This window comes from Butyricicoccus sp. OF27-2pH9A (assembly GCF_027693185.1).
GTDB classification, from domain to species: domain Bacteria; phylum Bacillota; class Clostridia; order Oscillospirales; family Butyricicoccaceae; genus Agathobaculum; species Agathobaculum butyriciproducens.
Window position 1 is genome coordinate 133,889 of record NZ_JAQEXK010000004.1, and the last position, 19,476, is coordinate 153,364.

15 protein-coding genes are annotated in these 19,476 nt (G+C 52.4%); 7 read left to right on the forward strand and 8 right to left on the reverse strand.

The genetic code is table 11. The features are described 5' to 3' along the window. Positions 1-87 precede the first annotated feature (87 nt). The 4 genes from PG722_RS05550 to PG722_RS05565 form a co-directional block, all read right to left on the reverse strand. The gene (locus PG722_RS05550) at positions 88-1,284 is read right to left on the reverse strand and encodes a RecQ family ATP-dependent DNA helicase (protein WP_118284928.1); all 1,197 of its coding nucleotides are present in this window, start codon (positions 1,282-1,284) and stop codon (positions 88-90) included. A 10-nt stretch (positions 1,285-1,294) separates the two neighbouring features. Beyond that, positions 1,295-2,881: a hypothetical protein gene (locus tag PG722_RS05555; protein WP_270579904.1), complete on the reverse strand. Its 1,587-nt coding sequence runs from the start codon at positions 2,879-2,881 to the stop codon at positions 1,295-1,297. A gap of 316 nt (positions 2,882-3,197) precedes the next feature. Beyond that, positions 3,198-4,580, reverse strand: coding sequence for a hypothetical protein (locus PG722_RS05560; protein ID WP_270579905.1), 1,383 nt, complete (start codon positions 4,578-4,580; stop codon positions 3,198-3,200). Further along, positions 4,577-5,812 carry a hypothetical protein gene (locus tag PG722_RS05565; RefSeq protein ID WP_270579906.1) on the reverse strand — a complete coding sequence of 412 codons (1,236 nt, stop codon included), beginning with the start codon at positions 5,810-5,812 and terminating at the stop codon, positions 4,577-4,579. The genes PG722_RS05560 and PG722_RS05565 overlap by 4 nt, the downstream gene beginning before the upstream one ends. Positions 5,813-6,062: 250 nt before the next feature. Between PG722_RS05565 and PG722_RS05570 the strand changes: the two genes are divergently transcribed. The 3 genes from PG722_RS05570 (at position 6,063) to PG722_RS05580 (ending at position 11,338) form a co-directional block, all read left to right on the forward strand. Further along, the gene (locus PG722_RS05570; protein ID WP_270579908.1) at positions 6,063-7,115 is read left to right on the forward strand and encodes a hypothetical protein; all 1,053 of its coding nucleotides are present in this window, start codon (positions 6,063-6,065) and stop codon (positions 7,113-7,115) included. 194 nt (positions 7,116-7,309) lie between these two features. Then, positions 7,310-7,543: an S-layer homology domain-containing protein gene (locus tag PG722_RS05575; RefSeq protein ID WP_158575076.1), complete on the forward strand. Its 234-nt coding sequence runs from the start codon at positions 7,310-7,312 to the stop codon at positions 7,541-7,543. A gap of 27 nt (positions 7,544-7,570) precedes the next feature. Then, on the forward strand, positions 7,571-11,338 hold the full coding sequence (locus tag PG722_RS05580; protein ID WP_270579917.1) for an MBL fold metallo-hydrolase: 3,768 nt from the start codon (positions 7,571-7,573) through the stop codon (positions 11,336-11,338). 106 nt (positions 11,339-11,444) lie between these two features. Here PG722_RS05580 and PG722_RS05585 read toward each other — a convergent pair whose 3' ends face one another. The 4 genes from PG722_RS05585 to PG722_RS05600 all read right to left on the reverse strand — a co-directional run bounded on the left by PG722_RS05585 (position 11,445) and on the right by PG722_RS05600 (position 16,525). After that, on the reverse strand, positions 11,445-13,076 hold the full coding sequence (locus PG722_RS05585; RefSeq protein ID WP_270579909.1) for a solute:sodium symporter family transporter: 1,632 nt from the start codon (positions 13,074-13,076) through the stop codon (positions 11,445-11,447). A 115-nt stretch (positions 13,077-13,191) separates the two neighbouring features. After that, positions 13,192-14,205, reverse strand: a complete 1,014-nt coding sequence (locus PG722_RS05590; protein WP_118564438.1) for a sugar ABC transporter substrate-binding protein — start codon at positions 14,203-14,205, stop codon at positions 13,192-13,194. A 97-nt stretch (positions 14,206-14,302) separates the two neighbouring features. After that, complete coding sequence (locus tag PG722_RS05595; protein ID WP_270579910.1) at positions 14,303-15,481, reverse strand: Gfo/Idh/MocA family protein; 1,179 nt, start codon at positions 15,479-15,481, stop codon at positions 14,303-14,305. A gap of 111 nt (positions 15,482-15,592) precedes the next feature. Then, positions 15,593-16,525, reverse strand: coding sequence for a sugar phosphate isomerase/epimerase family protein (locus PG722_RS05600; RefSeq protein ID WP_270579911.1), 933 nt, complete (start codon positions 16,523-16,525; stop codon positions 15,593-15,595). A 223-nt stretch (positions 16,526-16,748) separates the two neighbouring features. Between PG722_RS05600 and PG722_RS05605 the strand changes: the two genes are divergently transcribed. The 4 genes from PG722_RS05605 (at position 16,749) to PG722_RS05615 (ending at position 19,350) form a co-directional block, all read left to right on the forward strand. Then, positions 16,749-17,603 (forward strand): helix-turn-helix domain-containing protein, encoded by an 855-nt coding sequence (locus PG722_RS05605; RefSeq protein ID WP_270579912.1) that lies wholly within the window; start codon positions 16,749-16,751, stop codon positions 17,601-17,603. A gap of 145 nt (positions 17,604-17,748) precedes the next feature. Then, complete coding sequence (locus PG722_RS14150) at positions 17,749-17,883, forward strand: hypothetical protein (RefSeq protein ID WP_442867831.1); 135 nt, start codon at positions 17,749-17,751, stop codon at positions 17,881-17,883. Between the two features lie 54 nt (positions 17,884-17,937). Beyond that, positions 17,938-18,225: a DUF960 family protein gene (locus PG722_RS05610; protein ID WP_270579913.1), complete on the forward strand. Its 288-nt coding sequence runs from the start codon at positions 17,938-17,940 to the stop codon at positions 18,223-18,225. Positions 18,226-18,255: 30 nt separating this feature from the next. Beyond that, a complete protein-coding gene (locus PG722_RS05615) occupies positions 18,256-19,350 on the forward strand; it encodes an amidoligase family protein (protein WP_270579914.1) in 1,095 nt (364 codons plus the stop codon). Positions 19,351-19,476 lie beyond the last annotated feature (126 nt).

Here is a 19,476-nt window from a genome sequence, read left to right on the forward strand (position 1 = left end):
CTTCTGTTAGTTAGGATTGCCGCAATACGGGCGGTTTAATCATGATACGTATAAATAATATATCAATGACAGGCGCGGTTGATACGCTTAGCGAAAGTACTTTTTGATTCCATTCCACACCTTATCCGGATTGCGCAGGACCTTTTTCAGCACTTTGAGACGCTGCTTGCCGCGGGAAACGGTTTCGGGGTCCTTGTTGCTGCGGATCAGGTTTTTCACCACGTATTCGTCCGACGGCGAATAGAGCAGTACGGCGCGGGCCTTCTTTCCGTCACGTCCGGCGCGGCCGATTTCCTGCGTGTACGCATCGATGCCGATGGGCAGTCCGGCGTGCACGACCAGCCGCACGTCGGGACGATCAATGCCCAGACCGAAGGCGTTCGTAGCCACGATGATCGGTTTCTTTTCCGTCAGAAAGTAGTCCTGCACGCGGGCACGCTTGCGTCGTTTCATTTTGCCGTGATAAGCCTTCACCGGATAGTCACGGGAGCGCAGCCATTTGGTCGTGCGCTTGACATCCTTGACGCATGGACAGTAGATGATAGTCGCTCCGTGCTTGCGGTACTTGCGCAGTACATCGTCCAGCAGTCTGAGCCGTGCGTTCTGCAGCTTGCGGGTCTTTCTGGTCTTGCCTTGGACGGTAATTTTCTTGATATAAAGTTTAATATTCTTCCTTGCGATCGGAAACAGCAAGCGTTTCGGGTCGCGCATGCACAGCCGCTCGGCGATGTAGCTGAGGTCGGAGCGCGTAGCGGTCGCGGTGAACGCCAGCACCTGCGGGTGTTCGGGCAGCGATTCGATGAACGGCCCGATACGGCGGTAGTCCTTGCGAAAGCCGTGCTCGACCTGCGGCAGGATATGCGCCTCGTCAACGACCACGCGGCGCACATGCGCGGCGGCAAGTGCGGTGCGCACGTCCTCACGGCGGAGCTGCTCCGGCGCAAGGTAGAGAAGGCCGCCGTTTACGGCAAAGTCTCGCAGAATATCAGCGTGCATGGACGTGCTGAGGTCGGAGTTCAGCAGGGCGGCGTGCACGCCTCTGCGCTCGAGTGCCTGTACTTGATCGCGCTGCAGCGCGCGCAAGGGCGAGAAAACAAGCGTGAGCGAACCCGGCTCATCGAGCAGTGTAGGCAGCTGGTACAGTAATGACTTTCCGCCGCCGGTTCGCAGCCGAACGAGGACATCACGTCCGGCAAGAATCGGTGTCAGTGCGCGTTCCTGTTCCTTGCGCAGACGTTCGATACCGAACGTCTGCAGTGCAGGATATATATCATTGTTATACATTATTGTCCTCCTAGTTACCCGCCGGAACGGCTGGAATGCGGGAATTCGTGAACTTTTTCGTTGGGATTGCAAGATAGCGTCTGCCAGCCCCCTCAGTGTTGATTTTTATCTTTTCAGACGTGCAGAGCGAACGGTCCTTCAATGCCTGTACAACATCTTCGACAAGCTCGGGACCGACTCCGGCACGCTGCAGCAGACCAGCGAAGCGGTCGGGATGATAGACTAGCAGCGGCTCGTTCTGATACGTGTATTCGAACGCCGTTGTCTCAGCAAGTTCCTCGAGTGACTGCGGCCGCGGATGGATCGCGTCCTTGTAACGCTCCGGCTCGAGCAGGAAGGCAACACCCTTATCGATTGTTTCTGCGCGGGAAAGCTGTGCCTCTTTTGCGACGCGCTCAGCCTCGCCGGAGATGCGGTCGAATGCAGCACGGCTGTTTTCATTGGTCAGCAGAGCGTGGCGGATAAACTGCCGTGCAATGGTAATCCAGCGCTCCGGAAGATTCAGCCGGTAGGCGTGTGGATTGCCGGCAAGATCATCAATGGCCTCGTTGAGCGTGCCTGCTGCTCCAGAAATGCAGCACAGTAGCTTGGCAGCCGCCAGGCGAAGGCAGTCTGCGTCGGACTCGCGTAGAGAGTGTGCCTGTTGGGGCACAGTGACGGTGTACGCATACGCCGCCGGAAAGGTACGCGTGGAGATGACGATGGGGAACGCGGCAAACGGGCGTGCCTCGGCGTTGCTGGTAAGCAGCCGAATGCGCGAATGCTGTTCGATCGTGTCGATCAGCAGCTTGCGCGGTGCGTCTCCGATCGGCTCGAGCAGGACAAGACGCCCGCTTGCAGCGGGGCTGTACACCGGCGGCTGGCTGTTTTCGAGGCGCAGCGTAAGTGGGCGCTCGAACGGTGCAGATGGAGAGCGGAGCAGGTCAACCGTATGGAAGTGTTCCTCGAGGTTTTCGCGAACCGAAAGGGCCTGCGCGTTCGGCAGTGCGAAAACCATAAGGAAATTCGGGACGCTTTCCAGTGTCGATTCGCTCCATACGCTTGCGAGCAGTACGGCCTCGAGAACCGGCAGGACAAGCGGGTCATTCTGCAGCAGTTCGATGAATCGGGATTCGTCGAAAGCACCGAGCGACTTGGCAGCGTACGTGTTGCTGAGAATGTCGGCAAAAAGCGTCTTTTCCGTCGAAAAATCTTTCTCAATGTACGCACGATTGCGGGATAAGGTGTCGCACATCTCGTATACAAGGTCAACCTCTCGGTCGCTGAGATCAAGACCCGGAAAGCGCGGTTTCTTGTCCCATGCGGTCGTGCGGACGGCGTACGATAGACGGAGGTACGGCCAGTATACTGTGATAATTTTCCAACGTACGTGCACATCATCGGACGAAATGCCGACCGCGCCGACCTGCTCGGCGAGAAAGGGCACGCGCATGTCGTTGGCGATCACCGCACCGCGGTTCGTGATGAAGTAATCGCTCGCATCGACACGATCGCAGAGCTTGGCGGGAAATGCGTCGTCGGGCCAGATTTTTTCAAGCAGGACGACAGCGTCAGCCGCATGCGCGGCAAGGGTACGGATAAGCTCTTCTTTGTTCATGATTTTGCTCCTTTTTATGGGGTTGATGATTTGAAAAACGTTTTTCGCTGTTTGTGATTTTATTATACATAATGAAAGAACTCCAATCGAGTTAACGTGCTCACAGCAGGGGAAATATAACAGCTAGTTTTGAAAAAAAGTAAAAATAGATATAATACGATTTTAAATAGAAATATTGTTCGGGAAATGTAATGTGTAATGATATGAGCAGGGAGAAAAGAAGATGTGTGCTCACAGCAGGTAAATTTATGTTATGAAAAAAACGACCGTCTGCACGAGGCAGACGGTCGCAGTGAAAAATAGGAAATGGGAATGTTTAATCATTCGCAAAAGGATCTTGATTCTGGCGAATGGAGTTCCAGTAATCAGCACCTTTTGAAAGATAGTCTTCAGCGCGTGAGATAAGCTGATCAGACGGCAACAAGAACCAACATGAATCAAGCAGTTTGTCTTCTGTGGAAAGCAATATATCGTACATCAGGTTAGTTAGAGTATCTTCTGGATAGAACCATTGAATTGTATGGGTCAGTAATGGAAAATCGGTACCGGACATCTTCAGCGGCAGTTTGTGAGGTACTTGTGCTGCATGTCCTTCATAGTTATCCACATACTGGGGATAAGATTGCGCGGTTTTCAAAAAGTTCTGTGCCCACAGCCAGAGATTTGTAACTTCAGATTCTTCATCTTCGTCCAGAAAAGAATCCCCCGGAAAGTAAACTTCATCAAGTGCAGGTGATGGAGCAGAGACCATCTGCTGTTCCAGAAGATGCGCTGTTACAAAAGCACCGATGAAATAGTCCGCGGTGGAGTAAGATGTGTTTGGATCAGAAGATGCCTTTGGCCAAATGATACGATGAAGACGGGTAAAAAACATCTTGGTACAGGGTCCGGTCACATAGTCATTCGGTTCAAACAGTATCGGAACAGATGGAGGATCCCCTTCAAGCATATCGAGGGCATGTGGCTCACATTGAAACCAGAAGGGGTGGGTATATCCATACGAGTGATGTTGTTTCTTGTGCTCCAGAGACAGCTCGAGTGCGTCAGCGGTAAAATCATTTAGTGCTGCAACAAAAGAGGCAACAGCGGAGGGAAGCTCTTTTCTGGCTGCCTGTGCCTGTTTGCGGTATTTGCTGATTTCTTTGTTCAATGTTTTGTTATCCATCAGTTTTGATGGAATTGGCGGTATTTTAAATGATTTCGAATCCGAGAACAATGCACTTAGCGTACAGAAGATATCATCATACTGATGGCTACGTTTTGCAGATTCCAATGCGGTCTGCAGTTTTTGCAAATAAACATGCAGATTGGTATCGGTATCTTTATTGGAATCCGAGGATACTTTTTTTAAGCTGGCTTCATTTAAAGTATAGGCCAATCGTCGCGTGATCTCTGGGGAACAAACCAGTTCACGGAATTGGCGTAATGCGGAGAATTGAGGATTTTCTACGAATTCAAGAGTGGAAAAGCAAAGGTAAAATAGTTTGCTGATATTGGTAGGAATATCGTTTTTATGTAGTTGCTTTTTTAAGCTGCAAAGAATCTTGTATCGATCCTCATCATAGCTTGTACAGAAAAAAGAATAATAGAGTTGCTTGTCCCAGTCGGGAGAGAGTGAATGACCACGCTTTTTGAGAAGATTAACGGCAAAGCGGTAATGCTTAAGTCGTTCTTTTGTAGTAAAGCAGTTGTATATCAATGGATCGATTGCGACAGCATCATCGGCGTTTTGAAAGCGGAGAAGTGAATTGCTGTTGCCTTCATCTTGAAATGCGAAACTGTAATATCGATTGGAAAATAGTCGGAGCCATTCTCGCAGCAGCTGAACAAGTTGGAAAAGCGAATAATAGTAATCACGGGTGGCATCTTTGAGATCGTATGAAGTTTCTGTTTGAAGGGCTTCATATAAATCTGTGATATCGTCATAAGAGGTTGGCAAATCCTCGCATACGACCGGAAAATCGTTATAATAGGCCAGAAGATTTTCATAAGAAGTAGAGAAGTCTTGATGAGCAGTCTGAAGATTATCGTATAAATCAAAGTCATCATAGCGTAGCTGATTTTTTTACATACAATGGAGAAATCCTCATAGTAAGATAGAAGATCCGTATATGAAACGCAGACAGACCTATAGAAGGCTTGCAAGTAATTGTAAATATGTGGAGAATGATCATAATCATCATACAGAGAACGAATAAGTTCGTCACATGTAGAAAGAGAGAAATCATTTCGCTTGCAATGTGCCTGGTAATAACCAAAATATTTTTCAAGTGAATAGACGAAATAGGGGTGCTGTTTCATCAGAGGCAGGAAACAGGCAGGTGATAACATATAGCGCAGATCGCCTTTACGCAGATAGTTGTTATACAGAACGGTTATTGCTTGGAGAAATTCCATGTCCAGCGTTCGCGGCAGGAACGAATTGTCGTCTGTGTCGTTATAATAGCTGTGCAGCGGTTTGCGCCGGAGATTTGACATTTTGATGCTGTCGGATAGGTTGGGGAACAGCCAATCAAAATAGGCTTTGAATTCCAGAATATAGTTATTCGGGGGATCCTTTTCAGTAGTTTGCGGGTGCAGGACAGTGCGAAATTCTTTTATACGGTACTGCTTTTCATATTTTTGAAGCGCAGCCATGATCCAGTCTGTGATGACACAGCTGATCAAAATGTCGTATAAGGATTGTTGTGTTCCGTTAAAAGTTGAGGTTTGTGTGTGCAGAAAAGATAGGAAATTTTTTGTATGTTTCTGCAGATACGGAAATTTTTTTAGTTTTTTATCAAGCCAATTTGGCAGAGTCTTAGCGTTAGATTTAGATGGTTTCCAAGCAAAGAAAAACCGCAGATCATCTTCGACCTCTTGAATATTTTTTCGGAGTTTAAACGATTCGGAAGGTGATAGAAATTGAGGAGTTTCTTTAAATGTAATCATAAGAGTATCACCTCTATATATAAAGTATATTTATTCCAATCCTATAGGATAGAAATGATCTATCCATAGGATATTTTCAATTCTCAGTTATAGTATAAACTGACAGGATAGTAATTGCTATATATTTCTATCTTGTATAACAAATATCGTTCTTGAATGATTACTGTTTATTACTGTATTGTTCGGACGATATAACTTTTTATCTGTGCACAACAGTCTGATAAAATTATAAAAGAAGAAGGTATATGAGATGGACATTTATCATTCTATACATACAATCACGTTACAGCGGAAGATTCCGCTTGAGGAAGTAAGCAGCTATCGCAGTCTGCTGTATGGCTTGTCTGACAGATATGGAACAGGCAGCTATCGAAAATCAGAAAATGAATACTATTTTTACATGTACGCACCGCAGGGCGTGATGATCAGCCTGCGGGCCGCACGAAACTGCGGCTTTATCAAATTAACAATCAATCTCAATTCGCTGCTCTATATGGAGATACAGAGAGTAGCATTATTCAGCCCGTGCCGAGATTATATGAGAACACTGGACTGCAATCTGCGCGATATACTGCGGGATGCACAGCTCGGCACACCGGAGACCTTCATGTTTGCGCGGGTGGATTTCAGTGTGAACGCCCAAACGCCGGACCCGCTCGCATATATTGCGCTAGCGCACAGAGGCGGTGTGCCGAACGGCTTCAAGCAGACCTATCTGCGGTTTGACAACAAAAAGCGGAATAAACCGATTCATTACGCCTATTCTTACGATTTAAAACACAGCACAGAGGATTATGCCGTTTCTCTGTACTCCAAGGCAGACCAACTGCGGGACGATTACAATGCGCAATTCACCGACTATCAGGATGCGCAGGGCATGCTCCGGTTTGAGGCAAAATACGGAGCCGCCATGCTGCAAAAGTACTTCGGGATAACCAATCTAAATTATTCACCGGAATTGCTGCATCGATTTCTGCAGGAATCTCCGTGTATCCTGTGCAAAGCTATGCAGGACTGCTTTCCGGCGGGAACATATTACTCGCTTGCGGCGGTGCAGGAGCAGCTTGCCCAAGCGGGAAAATCCGTGCAGAGGAAGCGGCTGGGCACATGGATTGCGCAGACCTCACGCATGGGCAGCGCCTGCAAGGCACGCCGTGCGCTTTGCGCGGAACTTTCCGGCTCGCAGTATGATGCGCTGATGAAATATCAGCGCGCAAGCGGGATCAATCCGGTAACAATCGGCCGCAAGTGGAAACAGCGGGCATTGCCGAGTCTGCAGAGTGTGTTCGGTTTTGACGAATAATGCAGGTTTCTATCAATTGTACAATAAACAAAATAGGAATCGTACAACATCGAACACGAGCGCACAAAACTCCTGCGTATCGTGCAACAATTCTGGCTTTTCTTCATTTTCGCTTTGGTACGAACACGGTACAATAATGCCAGTAGGGAAACCGATGAAATTCGGCCGACACGAGTAAAGAAGGGAGAATGAAAATGAAACGCAAACGGATATGTGCATGGTTTATCACTGTGGCAATGCTGCTGACGATGCTGCCGTCAGCTTTTGCCGTATCATTTGCGGACACCCGCGGACACTGGGCGGAAGACGAGATCAACCGCTGGAGCGACCGCGGTGTCATGCAGAGCCACGACGGCGATTTTGAGCCGAACAGCCCGATAACAAGAGCGGATATGGCGGTCATAATAGACCGCGTGATGGACTACTAGACCAAGGCGGAGAACACTTTCGCTGATCTGGGTACGGCGTACTACACGGACCCGATTCTGCGTGTGGCGCAGGCAGGCGTGATGCAGGGCGACGGCAAAAATGTCCGCCCGAAGGACAAGATCACCCGCGAAGAGGCGGTCAGCATGCTGGCACGCGCGCTGTCGGTAACAGCAGGCGGCAGCTCGACGAATTTTGCGGACAACAGCCGCATTTCCTCGTGGGCGATGGCAAACGTGGCAGCGTTTGCGGAGAACGGCTACATCGCAGGCCGCAGCGGCAACCGCTTTGAGCCGCAGGCGAACATCACCCGCGCAGAAGTAGTCAAGCTGCTCGACAACATGATTTCGGATTATATCACCGAGTCCGGCACGGTAACGCCAAAGGGCACCGGCATTGTCATCGTCAAGGCCTCCGGCGTGACGATGAACAAGGCGAAGCTGAGCGGCACGGTCATTCTCGGCGGCAAGGCCGGCGAAGTCAAGGCGACCGGCTGCGAAATCACCGGCAAGGTGGTCAAGATCCATAACTCTACTCTGACGACCGGCAGCACGGGCGGCTCCTCCGGCGGTTCTTCGGGCGGTGGCTCGTCTGCACCGGCAGCACCGAGCGCGTACCCGCGCCCCAAGGGGCAGGAGACCTCCAAGAGTCTGGGCGTATTCAACTATGACATGACCTATTTTGTCACGCTGACCGCACAGGACGGTGCAGACATTTACTACGAGATCGCGGAAGGCGCGGACAAGGCAGCCGTTCCGACCACGGCAAGCAAAAAGTTTGAAACCTACCAGTATCGTCAGATCGAGATCACCCAGCCGACCGCAAGTGCGGATGGTCCGGTCACCAAGACCTATAACGTCAAGGCGATCGCGGTGCAGAACGGCAGGACCAGCAGTGTTGCAAACTGGAATTATGATGTTACCAGCATTCCGCACCACGAGCTGAAGGTAGGCGCACCCAAGGACTGGAACGGCAACGAGGTTCCGGACGTAACGCTCATTCAGGATTACGACAGCGATAAGATGTATCTGGTGCAGGGCACCGACCGCGCAATGGTTCTGGATGCCGGCTACTTTGACGCAGATGACGCGGCAAACCTGTACGAGACCGCACGAAAGATCGTCGGCGAAGGCAAGCCGATCGACCTGATTATCGGTCACCCGCATCCCGACCACGTGCAGATGACGCACCAGTTCCTGTGCGCAGAAAACAAGGCGCTGGGCGCTAAGGTTTATGTCAATGAGCGTGGTATCGAGGTTCTGCGTGATTATGTCAAGCGGTTCGGCATATCGTCGAAAATGTTTGCGGATGAGGCTGCAGCAAGCGAAGCTTACGACGCACAGCTGGAAACCCTGAAAAACGGTGACGTTTACGACATGGGCGGCACCAAGTTTAACGTGATCGAGCTGCCGGGCCATCAGGTAGCAGGCATCATGCTGTTTGATACCGCGACCGGCAACCTGTTCACGACCGACCAGATCGGCAACAACCGTGCACACATCATGGATTCGTTCTGGATGCAGTTCGCAAACCTGTCTTCGACGTTCTTCGCAGACTCGATGGACGTTTACCTGTCCTCGCTTCAGATCGCACTGGAGCGCGTTGACAGCCTCGGCACGGTAAAGCGCATTCTCACCGGTCATAACGATGTTGTACTGGACGGTACGGCAAGCTATCTGGATATCCTGCAGACGGCTGTACAGAAGGTTGTTGATGAGGGCACAGATGCTATGACGCCTACTCTGCGCACGCTGGACAGCATTAACGGCTACCTCGAGAACACCAAGACCGTGGTCGTCGGCGACCGCCTGAAGGACATCAACTGGGTCGGCATCAATGTCAACCTGCAGAATTACCTGTCCGACGGCTATCGCAACGGCAACGAAGATAAGATTGCAGACCTGTCCAATCTGTCCGTACACAAGCAGGGCGAGAAGGGCAATCTGCTGTGGAACGACCCGAATTTCGGCATCAATGTAAACTGGCAGTACCCGACGGACGGCACCAAGCCGACCTGCAAGACCACGACCAGCTTTGTCGCTGAGGTGGACGAGAATACGACCTCGATCGAGATCGTTCCGACCGCAGCTTCCTCCGGTGCGAAGATTACCGTGAACGGCAATGCAGTAGAGTCCGGCAAGGCTTATCAGGGCACACTCACCGGCGGTACTACGCGCTTCGTTATCAAGGTAACGGCGAAGAACGGTTCGGACAGCAAGACCTATACACTGAACGTCAGCAAGAAGAACAGCAATCAGGTCGCAGCACCGTACACCTACACGGATTATGACAGCTATACCGACCCGTACTATCCGGATACGCCGGGCAACTTTACGGTAACGCAGTATATGGCTTTGTTTTCGGATACCGATGGCGCTGAGATCAAGTACACAGTAGATGGTTCTGACCCCAAGACTTCGGATACGGCGAAGGTTTTTGATCAGACCAAGTTCAAGGCTGATTCTGGTTTCGGCGGTGCAGAAGTGAAAGAACTGATCACCATCGGTGCAGATACGGATAACTGGGACGGTACTGCAAAGCAGACCAAGGTAGAACTGAAAGCCTATGCCTCTAAGGAAGGCATGGAGGATAGCGATGTTGTAACCTTTACCTACACGATCGATCGTATGTCCAAACTGGAGCACAAGAGCCGTCTGATGTACGATATGGACGGCATGAAGGTCTGGAGTGTTATCGATTACGACAGCGATAAGATGTATCTGATCAAGGGCTCCAAGGGCGCACTGCTGATCGACGCAGGCATGGCATCGGCAGGTGCAAATAACCTGTATGAATACTGTAAGCAGCTGGCAGGTACGGATAACATTGATGTTTACATTTCGCATGGTCATCCGGATCATACCACACAACTGGGCGATTTCGTTCAGGCAAGCCGCAAGGTCTACATCAACGAAAAGGATATCCCGATGGCGCTGAAGTATGTGAACGACAAGACCGTAACGGCAGGCGACTTTACCTGCATCAGCGAAAAGGATATCCCGATGGCGCTGAAGTATGTGAACGACAAGACCGTAACGGCAGGCGACTTTACCTGCATCAGCGAAAAGGATATCCCGATGGCGCTGAAGTATGTGAACGACAAGACCGTAACGGCAGGCGACTTTACCTGCATCAGCGAAGGCTATCAGTTTGATCTCGGCGGCGTTGTGCTGGATAACTACGACATTCCGGGTCATACGCCGGGCTGCATGATGCTGCTCGACAAGGCACACAACGTTCTTTATTCGTCTGACCAGCTGGGCTGCAATCGTCGCAGCGTTGCAGATTCGCTGACTCTGGTCAACAATGACGTTCGCGTGCTGCTTTCCAGCCTGCGCATCTTCCGCGATAAGGTAACTGCACTGGAAGAAGCGGGTGAGATCGATCTCGACAAGCTGGTTGTCTGGAGCGGTCACGATGATTATGAGATTCATGATCTGCTCGGTCATCTGGATACGCTGATCACCGCTGCACAGAACATCGTGGACTACGGTCCGGAAACTGCTATGCGTACTTCGGTACGCAATACCGGCGGCTCGGACGGCGCTTCTTTCGCGGGCGACCGTTATGCAAACGGCGGCACCGGACACTTCATCTGCATGAACGGCAGCAAGGCGAACGTTCTGGCAGGCGAGGATTATACCGCAGTAGACGAACTGGACAAGAAATACCGTTCGGACTATTCGGGCGGCATGTCCGGTGCAAGCCGCGCGGTGCAGGGCATATGTGTCCGTGCGCTGGCTATGAGCGGCGATACGCTGTTCCGGTTCTTTGAGCGGTTTGAACAGCTGGTGTGAGCAATAACAAAAGGCTCCTGCGTCATAAGACACAGGAGCCTTTTGCACCACTGCGGAGGGACACAGCGGCGCTGTCTAACGGCAGCAGTGCACGGGGAGTCGGACGTTATGCACCAATGCCGAGAGGCGAAAAGATAAGGTACATGATCGCAACAACTGCCGCACCGGCAATCGCCCAGACCTTGCCGCTCTTCCAGGGGGTCATATCCATGACCTTGGCATCCGGCATCTCCCACGCCAGCTGACGCGGACTTACCTTGATGCAGATTGCATAGATGATGCACTCGAGGACGAACAGCGCGAATACAACGTACAGATAGTGGAACCGGCTGAAGAACGGGATGACCTTGGTCAGACCGTACAGCACGATGTGGACCGGAATAACAATCTTTGGGGCGATGGCAGGCGCCTTTTTGCTCAGCAGACCGAACAGAACAGCGGTCAGCAGCGGCATGGAGAAGAAGCCCCAGCACTCATTGATGAAGTTCATAATGCCGGTGCCGAAGAACATAACGAACGGTGCAATGGCGATGGAAACCACGCCGACAACCGTACCGAAGATCTGGCCGACCTTAACGACCTTGTTGTTGGAGGCCTGCTTGCCCCAGATGGGCTGCCAAACGTTCAGCGTGAAGATAGTGGATGCGGAGTTCAGCACCGAGTTGAACGAGGACAGGATCGCGCCGAACATAACGGCTGCAAAGAAGCCCATCAGCGGCTTGGGCAGCACTTTCATAACGAGAAGCGGGTACGCCTGGTCAGCCGCCATGCCGACCGAGGTGTCCATCTGGCCGTTTGCAGCCAGCAGCTGGAACGCGATGATGCCCGGCAGAACGATGACAAATACGTCAAGGCACTTGAAGAAGCCGGCCCAGATCGCGCCCTTCTGGCTCTCAGCGAGGTTTTTGCCGCCGAGCGAACGCTGGATGATGGACTGGTTGGTCGCCCAGTAGAACAGGTTGTTGACGAACATACCGGTCAGCAGCAGCGGCCACGGTACTTCCGGCGGAAGTGCATTCGGCGCGGACCATGCGTTCATCTTTTCCGGCGTTGCGGAGATGAGGTGATCCAGACCGGCCATGAAGCCGCCGCCGTCCAGCTTGCCGAGGGCAAGAATGCCGAGGATCGGGATAGCGAAGCCGCCGATGATCAAACCGACGCCATTGATGGTATCCGAGTAGGCAACGGCTTTCAGGCCGCCGAATACCGCATAACACATACCGATGATGCCGGTGCCGATGCAGATGAGGGTGATGGCGCTGAAATAGCTGATGCCGAACATACTCTCGAGGTCAAAAATCTTAACCAGTGCGACCGCACCCGAATACAAGATGGTCGGCAGCATAGTAACGACATACGCGATCAGAAACAGCAGCGAGAACAGGCGCATGGTGAAGGTATCGTAGCGCATCTCGAAGAACTCCGGGATGGTGGCGATGCCGCCGCGTAGCAGCTTGGGCAGGAACACGAACGCCAGCACGATCAGCGCGAACGCCGAGGTGGCCTCCCAAGCCATCGTACTCATGTTGCCCGCAAACGCCTGTCCGTTCGTGCCGACAAGCTGTTCTGCGGAAAGGTTGGTCATCATCAGAGAACCGGCGATAACGATGCCGGGCAGTCCGCGGCCTGCGAGGAAGTAGCCTTCCTTGGTGGACAGGTCGTCATCGCGTGTTTTCCACCACGAGAGCACCGCGACAAGCACGGTGAACGCGATAAAGGTTGCGACAGTAAATGCCATTTTGTTGTTTTCCCCCTTGTTTTTTTTACTGTGTGGGCTGATTTTTGGGCGCGGAAAACCGCCTCCCCCTTTTGAAGAGGCGGTTTTCCGCGGTATTTCGTTGGTGCGAGTTTGATTAAGAGGTTCCCAGGCGCTTTTCTACCTCAGCGCGGCGTTCTGCGGCGTTGTCAGCCGTTACAACGGTAGCATCAGTTGCAATGAACTCATCCAGCTTTTTGCCGTTGAGCGCATCGACTGCGGCCTGCACGCCGAGATAACCAACATCGTAGCCGTCAACGGCGACGGTCATGGTCTCCTGACCGGCAAGAATAGCATCAATGCCCGCCAGATTGCCGCCGACGCCGACAAAGATGGTGTTCTTGTACGCCGGAAATGCGGCTGCTGCACGAGCGGCACCGGCTGCCATATCATCGTTGTTCGCTACGATGATGGATACGCCCTCCGGATGTGCCTGAATGATGGCCTCCATGCAGGTAACGGCCTTGTCCGCTACGCTGTCTGCGTACTGCGTTTCCGCAGAGAGATACTCGCCGCCAGCTTCTGCAATGCCCTGCTTAAAGCCTGCAATGCGTGCCTCCGAGGTGGAGTCGCCCTGCACACCCATGATGCCGATGGCGGTAATCTTATCCCAGCCCTTATCCTTTGCTGCCTCAACAGCGGCCTTGCCGCCCATTGCGGCCAGCTCCTCATTGTTGAAGCCGACAAAGCTGAGCACCTTGTCCGAGTCGATGGCGGTATCAATCGCCACGATTGGCAGGTCGGTATTTGCAATTTGTGTTGCAACGGTTTCCGCCTGAAGCGGCGCAACCACCATTGCATCACAGTCATTCGCGCTGAGCGTGGTTTCGATCATGGAAAGCTGCTCGTCATATGCGGTCTCCGAGCTTGCACCCAGAACATCAACAGTTACGCCCAAATCCTTGCCGGCCTGCTTGCAGCCGTTGCCGACATACTGCCAGTACTCGGATGCGAGCGTTTTCAGAATGACCTTGATATGGTAATCCTGCTGTGTGGTCTGGTCGGCCGTGTCACCGCCGTTATTTGTCTTTGCGGTGCTGCCGCCGCAGCCTGCGAGTGCGCTCATCAGCATTGCACTGGACATCAATACAGCAAGTAATCTCTTTTTCATAATCTTTTCCTCCAAAATCAGTTCTTTATCTTTTTTCTTTACTTTTGAGAGAGTTGCCGGAGAGAAGAGAGAGGTGCTGAGGAAAGAAAGTTGATTTTTACTCGTAATCGACCCAAGCAGAGCCGTTATTTGCGGATTCTACGCACTTTTCAATCCACTTGATGCCCTGTGCGCCGGCCTTGACATCCGGATACCAGAAGTCGCCGTAAGCGCCCTTGTCCGCGTCAGCCATAGCAACTGCGAAGCGTGCATACAGGTTGCTCCACGCCTCGAACAGACCCTCGGCATGGCCGCCGCCGATACGATCCTCGACACGCGCCTCGTCGGTCAGGTAGCCTGCGCCGCGCTCGAGCACGCGGGACGGCTCGCCTTCTACCTCGTACAGCATCTGGTTCGGGCGCTCGTCATCCCACTCGAGGGATGCCTTGGAGCCGACCACGCGGATCTTGTGGTAGTGGCGTGCGCCGCTGTTGATCGAGCTTGCCCAGCAGTATACCTGCGCGCCAGCCTGCACATTTTCGCTGCCCTTGAGGTTCATGATAACGAAGGCGTTGTCCTCCAGCTCGCGGCCCTCAACGAAGGAACGCTTGGTGCACATCAGGTTGTCGATTTTCATATCCGGGATCATCGCCTCGATGATGAACAGCGGGTGCGTGCCGACATCACCGAGTGCGAACGACAGACCTGCCTTGGACGGGTCAAAGCGCCACTTTGCGGACGGCACCTTGTCCTCGATCTTGAAGTTGTAGCCGCCGAACGCGAAACTCATATTGATAACGCGGATTTCACCGAGATCGCCGTTTTTGATCATCTGGCGCGCCTGCTGGATCAGCTGATGGCCGGAATAGCCGTAGGTCACGCCGACAACGCGGTGCTTTTCTTCTGCCAGCTTGACCAGCTCGTCTGCCTGTTCAGAGGTGAAGCACAGCGGCTTCTCGCAGACAACGTGCAGACCGGCTTCGAGAGCAGCCTTGCAGACCTCGTAGTGCATACCGTTCGGCGTTGCGATGGACACCGCCTGTACGCCGTCCGGACGCTTGGCCTCCTCAGCGAACATGGTCTTGTAGTCCGGATAGCAGCGGTCCGGGTCAACGTGCAGCTGCTTGCCGAAGTCCTTGCCGCGCTCCGGATCAATGTCGAACGCGCCGGCAACCAGTTCAAAGTTGAAGTCGCGCAGTGCCGCCGAGCGATGGATGTAGCCAATCTGGCTGCCGCGGCCGCCGCCTACCATGCCCCAGCGAATGGGATTGTCTACTCGTTTTTCACCGTAATACATAAAGAAATCCTCCTTAAAAACTACATGAATATTAAAATATTGTGTTTGAACTATTGAGAGAGTGGAGCGGGAGCACGGGAGAGAAGAGCCGTGCTCCTCGCTCGGGTGTGATTAGATTTCGTAGCCGACCGACTTCAGATAGTCTACACTGGCCTTGACATCGCGCAGGCTGGTGTCCGAGTTGCGCGGGTCGCGCTCCTGCTCGATGGTGATGTAACCGGAATAACCGATATCTGCAAGCGCCTGCTTGATGGCCGGATAGTCGAGCGAACCTGAGCCGATGGGGCACATGGCGCCCTTGCCGCAGCCGTCGAAGAAGCGGATGCGCTCACCGAGCACTTGACGGTAAACGGTTTCGTTTACGTCCTTGAAGTGGACGTAATCCAGCTTGTCAGCGTACTTTTTGAGGTATTCTACCGGGTCCATGTGCGAATAGTACAGGTGACCGGTATCCAGACACAGACCGGCAACCTCGTACGGAATATCGCGGACAACCTTTGCAATCTCGTCTGCAAACTCGATGTAGCCGCCTGCATGCGGATGGATAACCGGACGAACGCCCCATTTGTTTGCGCGCTCGCATACAGCGCGGACGTTGCCCATGAAGCGCGCCCATTCCTCATCGGAAAGACGCGGCGCGGTGTCCGGATGACCTGCGGCGTAGTCGCGCTCATCGTGTCCCCAGTCCATAACGGTCATGTACGGCGTGGGGAACTTCTGGCCGTCGTGGGTCTTGAGCACCGGCAGCTTCGGGTCGGTGATCAGGCGGCAGATATCGTCAACCGCGTGCAGTACGCTCTCCTGATTGTCCGCGTCGAGCAGATCATGGAAAATGGTGCCTGCCACGATGGCAAGACCGTTCTTGCAAAGCTCGTTGGCTACCAGCTCTGCGTCAATCGGCAGGTAGCCGTAGGGGCCAAGCTCGATGGCGCTGTAACCGGCTTTACCGGCTTCCTCCAGTACGCGCGTCCAGGGCGGTAAATACGGATTCTTGGGGTCATCCACACCCCAGCAGCAGGGTGCGCCGCAGATTTGAATGCTCATAATTGAAAACTCCTTTCGAGGTTTAATCGAAGTTTTGTTCTTTTTTGATGATTTTATTATACTATTCCGGCGAATATGGTGTTTCTTTGTTCTTGCGTTTTGTTTTGTAAAAACTCTCGAAATATTGCACAAAAAGCAGGGGTGTCAATTTGGTTTATACGGATTCTTGCGGTCTGCACAAAAATACGATATACTATACCCATATTCACACAGGGGGGAGAGTATGGAAGAAGGAGTACGTTTTGTATCCGGTCAGATGCCGAGTTTGCTGTACGCCACCAAGCAGATCGTAGCGGCATCGACTATCACACGCGCCATCCATCGGCATGAGCGGTTCACGGAAATGCTGTATGTTTATCAGGGTGCCGGACAGTACATCGCAGGCGGCTACAGCTATCCGATCCGCACGGGGGATATCTTACTATATAATCAAGGCGATCTGCATGAAGTCACCTCGTCCCTGCAACACGAGATCGGTACGTTCTGCTTTGGCATTTCCGGTCTGCAACTGTGCGGACTGCCGGAAGGGCATTTCACCAAGGCAGAAAACGGATTTGTGCGTCCGGCGATGGACGAGATTGACCACATGCAGTCGCTCAGCGAACTGATTTACGAGCACGCGGAACGGAGAACGTCCTACTCGGATGAAATCGTCGCACAGCTGCTGCCTGCGCTGGTGCTGCTGTCGGCCAATCTGCCGCCGGATGCGCGCGCCGCCGATCAGCCGCATAATCTGGTGCTGGCGAACCGTATCCGGCAGTACATCGGCACGCATTTCACCGAGCAGCTGACGCTCGAGGATATTGGAGAGGCGATGTCCATGTCGCCGTATCATCTGGCGCATATATTTAAAGAGATCACCGGTATGTCTCCCATCCATTATATGATACGCTGTCGTGTCGGTGAGGCGCAGAACCTGCTCATTTCGACCGATTACAGCGCAACGCAGATTGCCGCTATTGTCGGATATACCAATGTCAATCACTTCAACGCCATTTTTGCGAAGCTGGTCGGTCTGCCGCCGATTCGGTATCGCAGGAAGTATCTGGAGAATATGCAGGGCAGCAGACTGCAGTAGCGCAGTACCGCAACAACCGACTTTTCGTTGATATATTATCTATATATAACGGAAAGGAGGGAGAATCGTGGCGGGAAAGTGCTTTATTTGCTCCTGCTGCAGAAAAAGCAAACCGAGCACGCAAGGCATTTTTCTCGGTACAGATGTGCTGTGCCACGCCTGCTCCGAGGAGTACACAACCCTTTGCGACCGCTGCGGCGAGCAGGTATACCGCAAAGACGTACGACAAGTCGATAACCGCACAGTTTGTCCACAATGCTATGGACAAATCCATCACTAATCCCATTGAGAGCAAATGCTTTCAGTGGGATTTTCGCGTTTTGAGGAGGAAATTATGTTTGAAAATCCCAAGTATATCACACGCGGCGTGCAGGGCGAAATACCAGACGCTTTGATGGTTCTCATGTGGCAAATGATTGCTGCTATGCAGACTGCACAAAAAGATTATCTGCAAGTGTTTACATTGATGAAAACGCCGACCGGTCAGCACATCGTCCACGAGCGGGAGCAGCCACCGTACCATTACGAACTCGATGTGCCGTGTGGCGATGCCGTAAACGCGAAGGTGTTCGTCATCGACGATTTAACGCATTCCACTATGCTGCTTGCTGAAGAGTATTAACATTCACCAAATGAAACGGAGGAACAGACAATGAACGAAACAAGGATTTGTGCAAACTGCGGTGAAGAGTACCAGATTGAGGATATGTATCAAGCGGAAGGAGATTGGCTCTGCGAGGACTGTGCGGAGCGTTTGACCGTAATCTGCGACCACTGTGCCGAGCGGGTTTATGAGGAGAATGCCGTCGAAGACGATGCGCACATATTCTGCGACCACTGCTTTGATGAGTATTACGTCCGCTGTGAAGACTGCAACCGCATTATTCACCGCGACCGTGCCTATTGGGATAACGATGACAACGTCTACTGCTCCTCCTGCTGGGACGAGCATAACGACATTATCCATGAATACAACTACACCCCCGATCTCGTGTTTCACGGCAAGGGCCTGCGGCACTTCGACATTGAGCTGGAGATTGATAACGGCGGCACGGTAAACAATAACGCTCAAAAGTTGCTCGACATCGCTAACGCTAGCGCCGAAAACCTGTACATCAAGACTGACGGCAGTCTTGATGATGGTATGGAGCTTGTCACACACCCTATGACACTGGAATACCATCTGAACGAAATGCCTTGGGAAGAGGTGCTTTGCAAGGCGCAGAGCATGGGCTATCTGAGCCATGCGGCAGGGACTTGCGGACTGCATGTTCACATCTCTCGCTTGGCATTCGGCTGTACCTATGAACAGCAGGAGGCTGCGATTGCACGCCTGCTGTACTTTGTAGAGAAATTCTGGGCTGAGCTGCTGCGATTCAGCCGCCGTACACAGAGCCAGATGAATCGCTGGGCGGCTCGATATGGTATTCGTCTTACACCGTCCGAGCAGATGAACCATGCGAAGAACTCTTGCGCTGGACGCTACACGGCGGTCAACCTTACCAACTCGGATACCGTGGAAATCCGAATGTTCCGCGGAACACTCAAGCTGAATACCTTGAAAGCCACCTTACAGATGGTCAACCATCTCGTCGAGGTGGCTGTTTCTATGTCTGATTGTCAGGTTCAAGACATGAGCTGGTTTGACTTCCTTGATGAAATCGAAGAACCGGAACTCATCCAATACCTCAAGGAGCGCCGCCTGTATGTAAATGAACCCGTTAACGCCAGCGCAGAGGAGGAGTAATATGTGCAGTTTATTTGGCTTAATTGATTTCAAGGAGTGTCTCAGCACTCATACGAAGAACAAAATTTTGAACACGCTTGCAAGAGAGTGCCAAGTGCGCGGCACGGACGCGACGGGCATCGCCTA

Excerpts from the sequence above, each read along its gene's own strand:
- PG722_RS05550 (WP_118284928.1), bottom strand. The coding sequence starts at position 1,284 with ATGTATAACAATGATATATATCCTGCACTGCAGACGTTCGGTATCGAA.
- PG722_RS05555 (WP_270579904.1), bottom strand. The coding sequence starts at position 2,881 with ATGAACAAAGAAGAGCTTATCCGTACCCTTGCCGCGCATGCGGCTGAC.
- PG722_RS05565 (WP_270579906.1), bottom strand. The coding sequence starts at position 5,812 with ATGATTACATTTAAAGAAACTCCTCAATTTCTATCACCTTCCGAATCG.
- PG722_RS05570 (WP_270579908.1), top strand. The coding sequence starts at position 6,063 with ATGGACATTTATCATTCTATACATACAATCACGTTACAGCGGAAGATT.
- PG722_RS05575 (WP_158575076.1), top strand. The coding sequence starts at position 7,310 with ATGAAACGCAAACGGATATGTGCATGGTTTATCACTGTGGCAATGCTG.
- PG722_RS05585 (WP_270579909.1), bottom strand. The coding sequence starts at position 13,076 with ATGGCATTTACTGTCGCAACCTTTATCGCGTTCACCGTGCTTGTCGCG.
- PG722_RS05590 (WP_118564438.1), bottom strand. The coding sequence starts at position 14,205 with ATGAAAAAGAGATTACTTGCTGTATTGATGTCCAGTGCAATGCTGATG.
- PG722_RS05595 (WP_270579910.1), bottom strand. The coding sequence starts at position 15,481 with ATGTATTACGGTGAAAAACGAGTAGACAATCCCATTCGCTGGGGCATG.
- PG722_RS05600 (WP_270579911.1), bottom strand. The coding sequence starts at position 16,525 with ATGAGCATTCAAATCTGCGGCGCACCCTGCTGCTGGGGTGTGGATGAC.
- PG722_RS05605 (WP_270579912.1), top strand. The coding sequence starts at position 16,749 with ATGGAAGAAGGAGTACGTTTTGTATCCGGTCAGATGCCGAGTTTGCTG.
- PG722_RS05610 (WP_270579913.1), top strand. The coding sequence starts at position 17,938 with ATGTTTGAAAATCCCAAGTATATCACACGCGGCGTGCAGGGCGAAATA.
- PG722_RS05615 (WP_270579914.1), top strand. The coding sequence starts at position 18,256 with ATGAACGAAACAAGGATTTGTGCAAACTGCGGTGAAGAGTACCAGATT.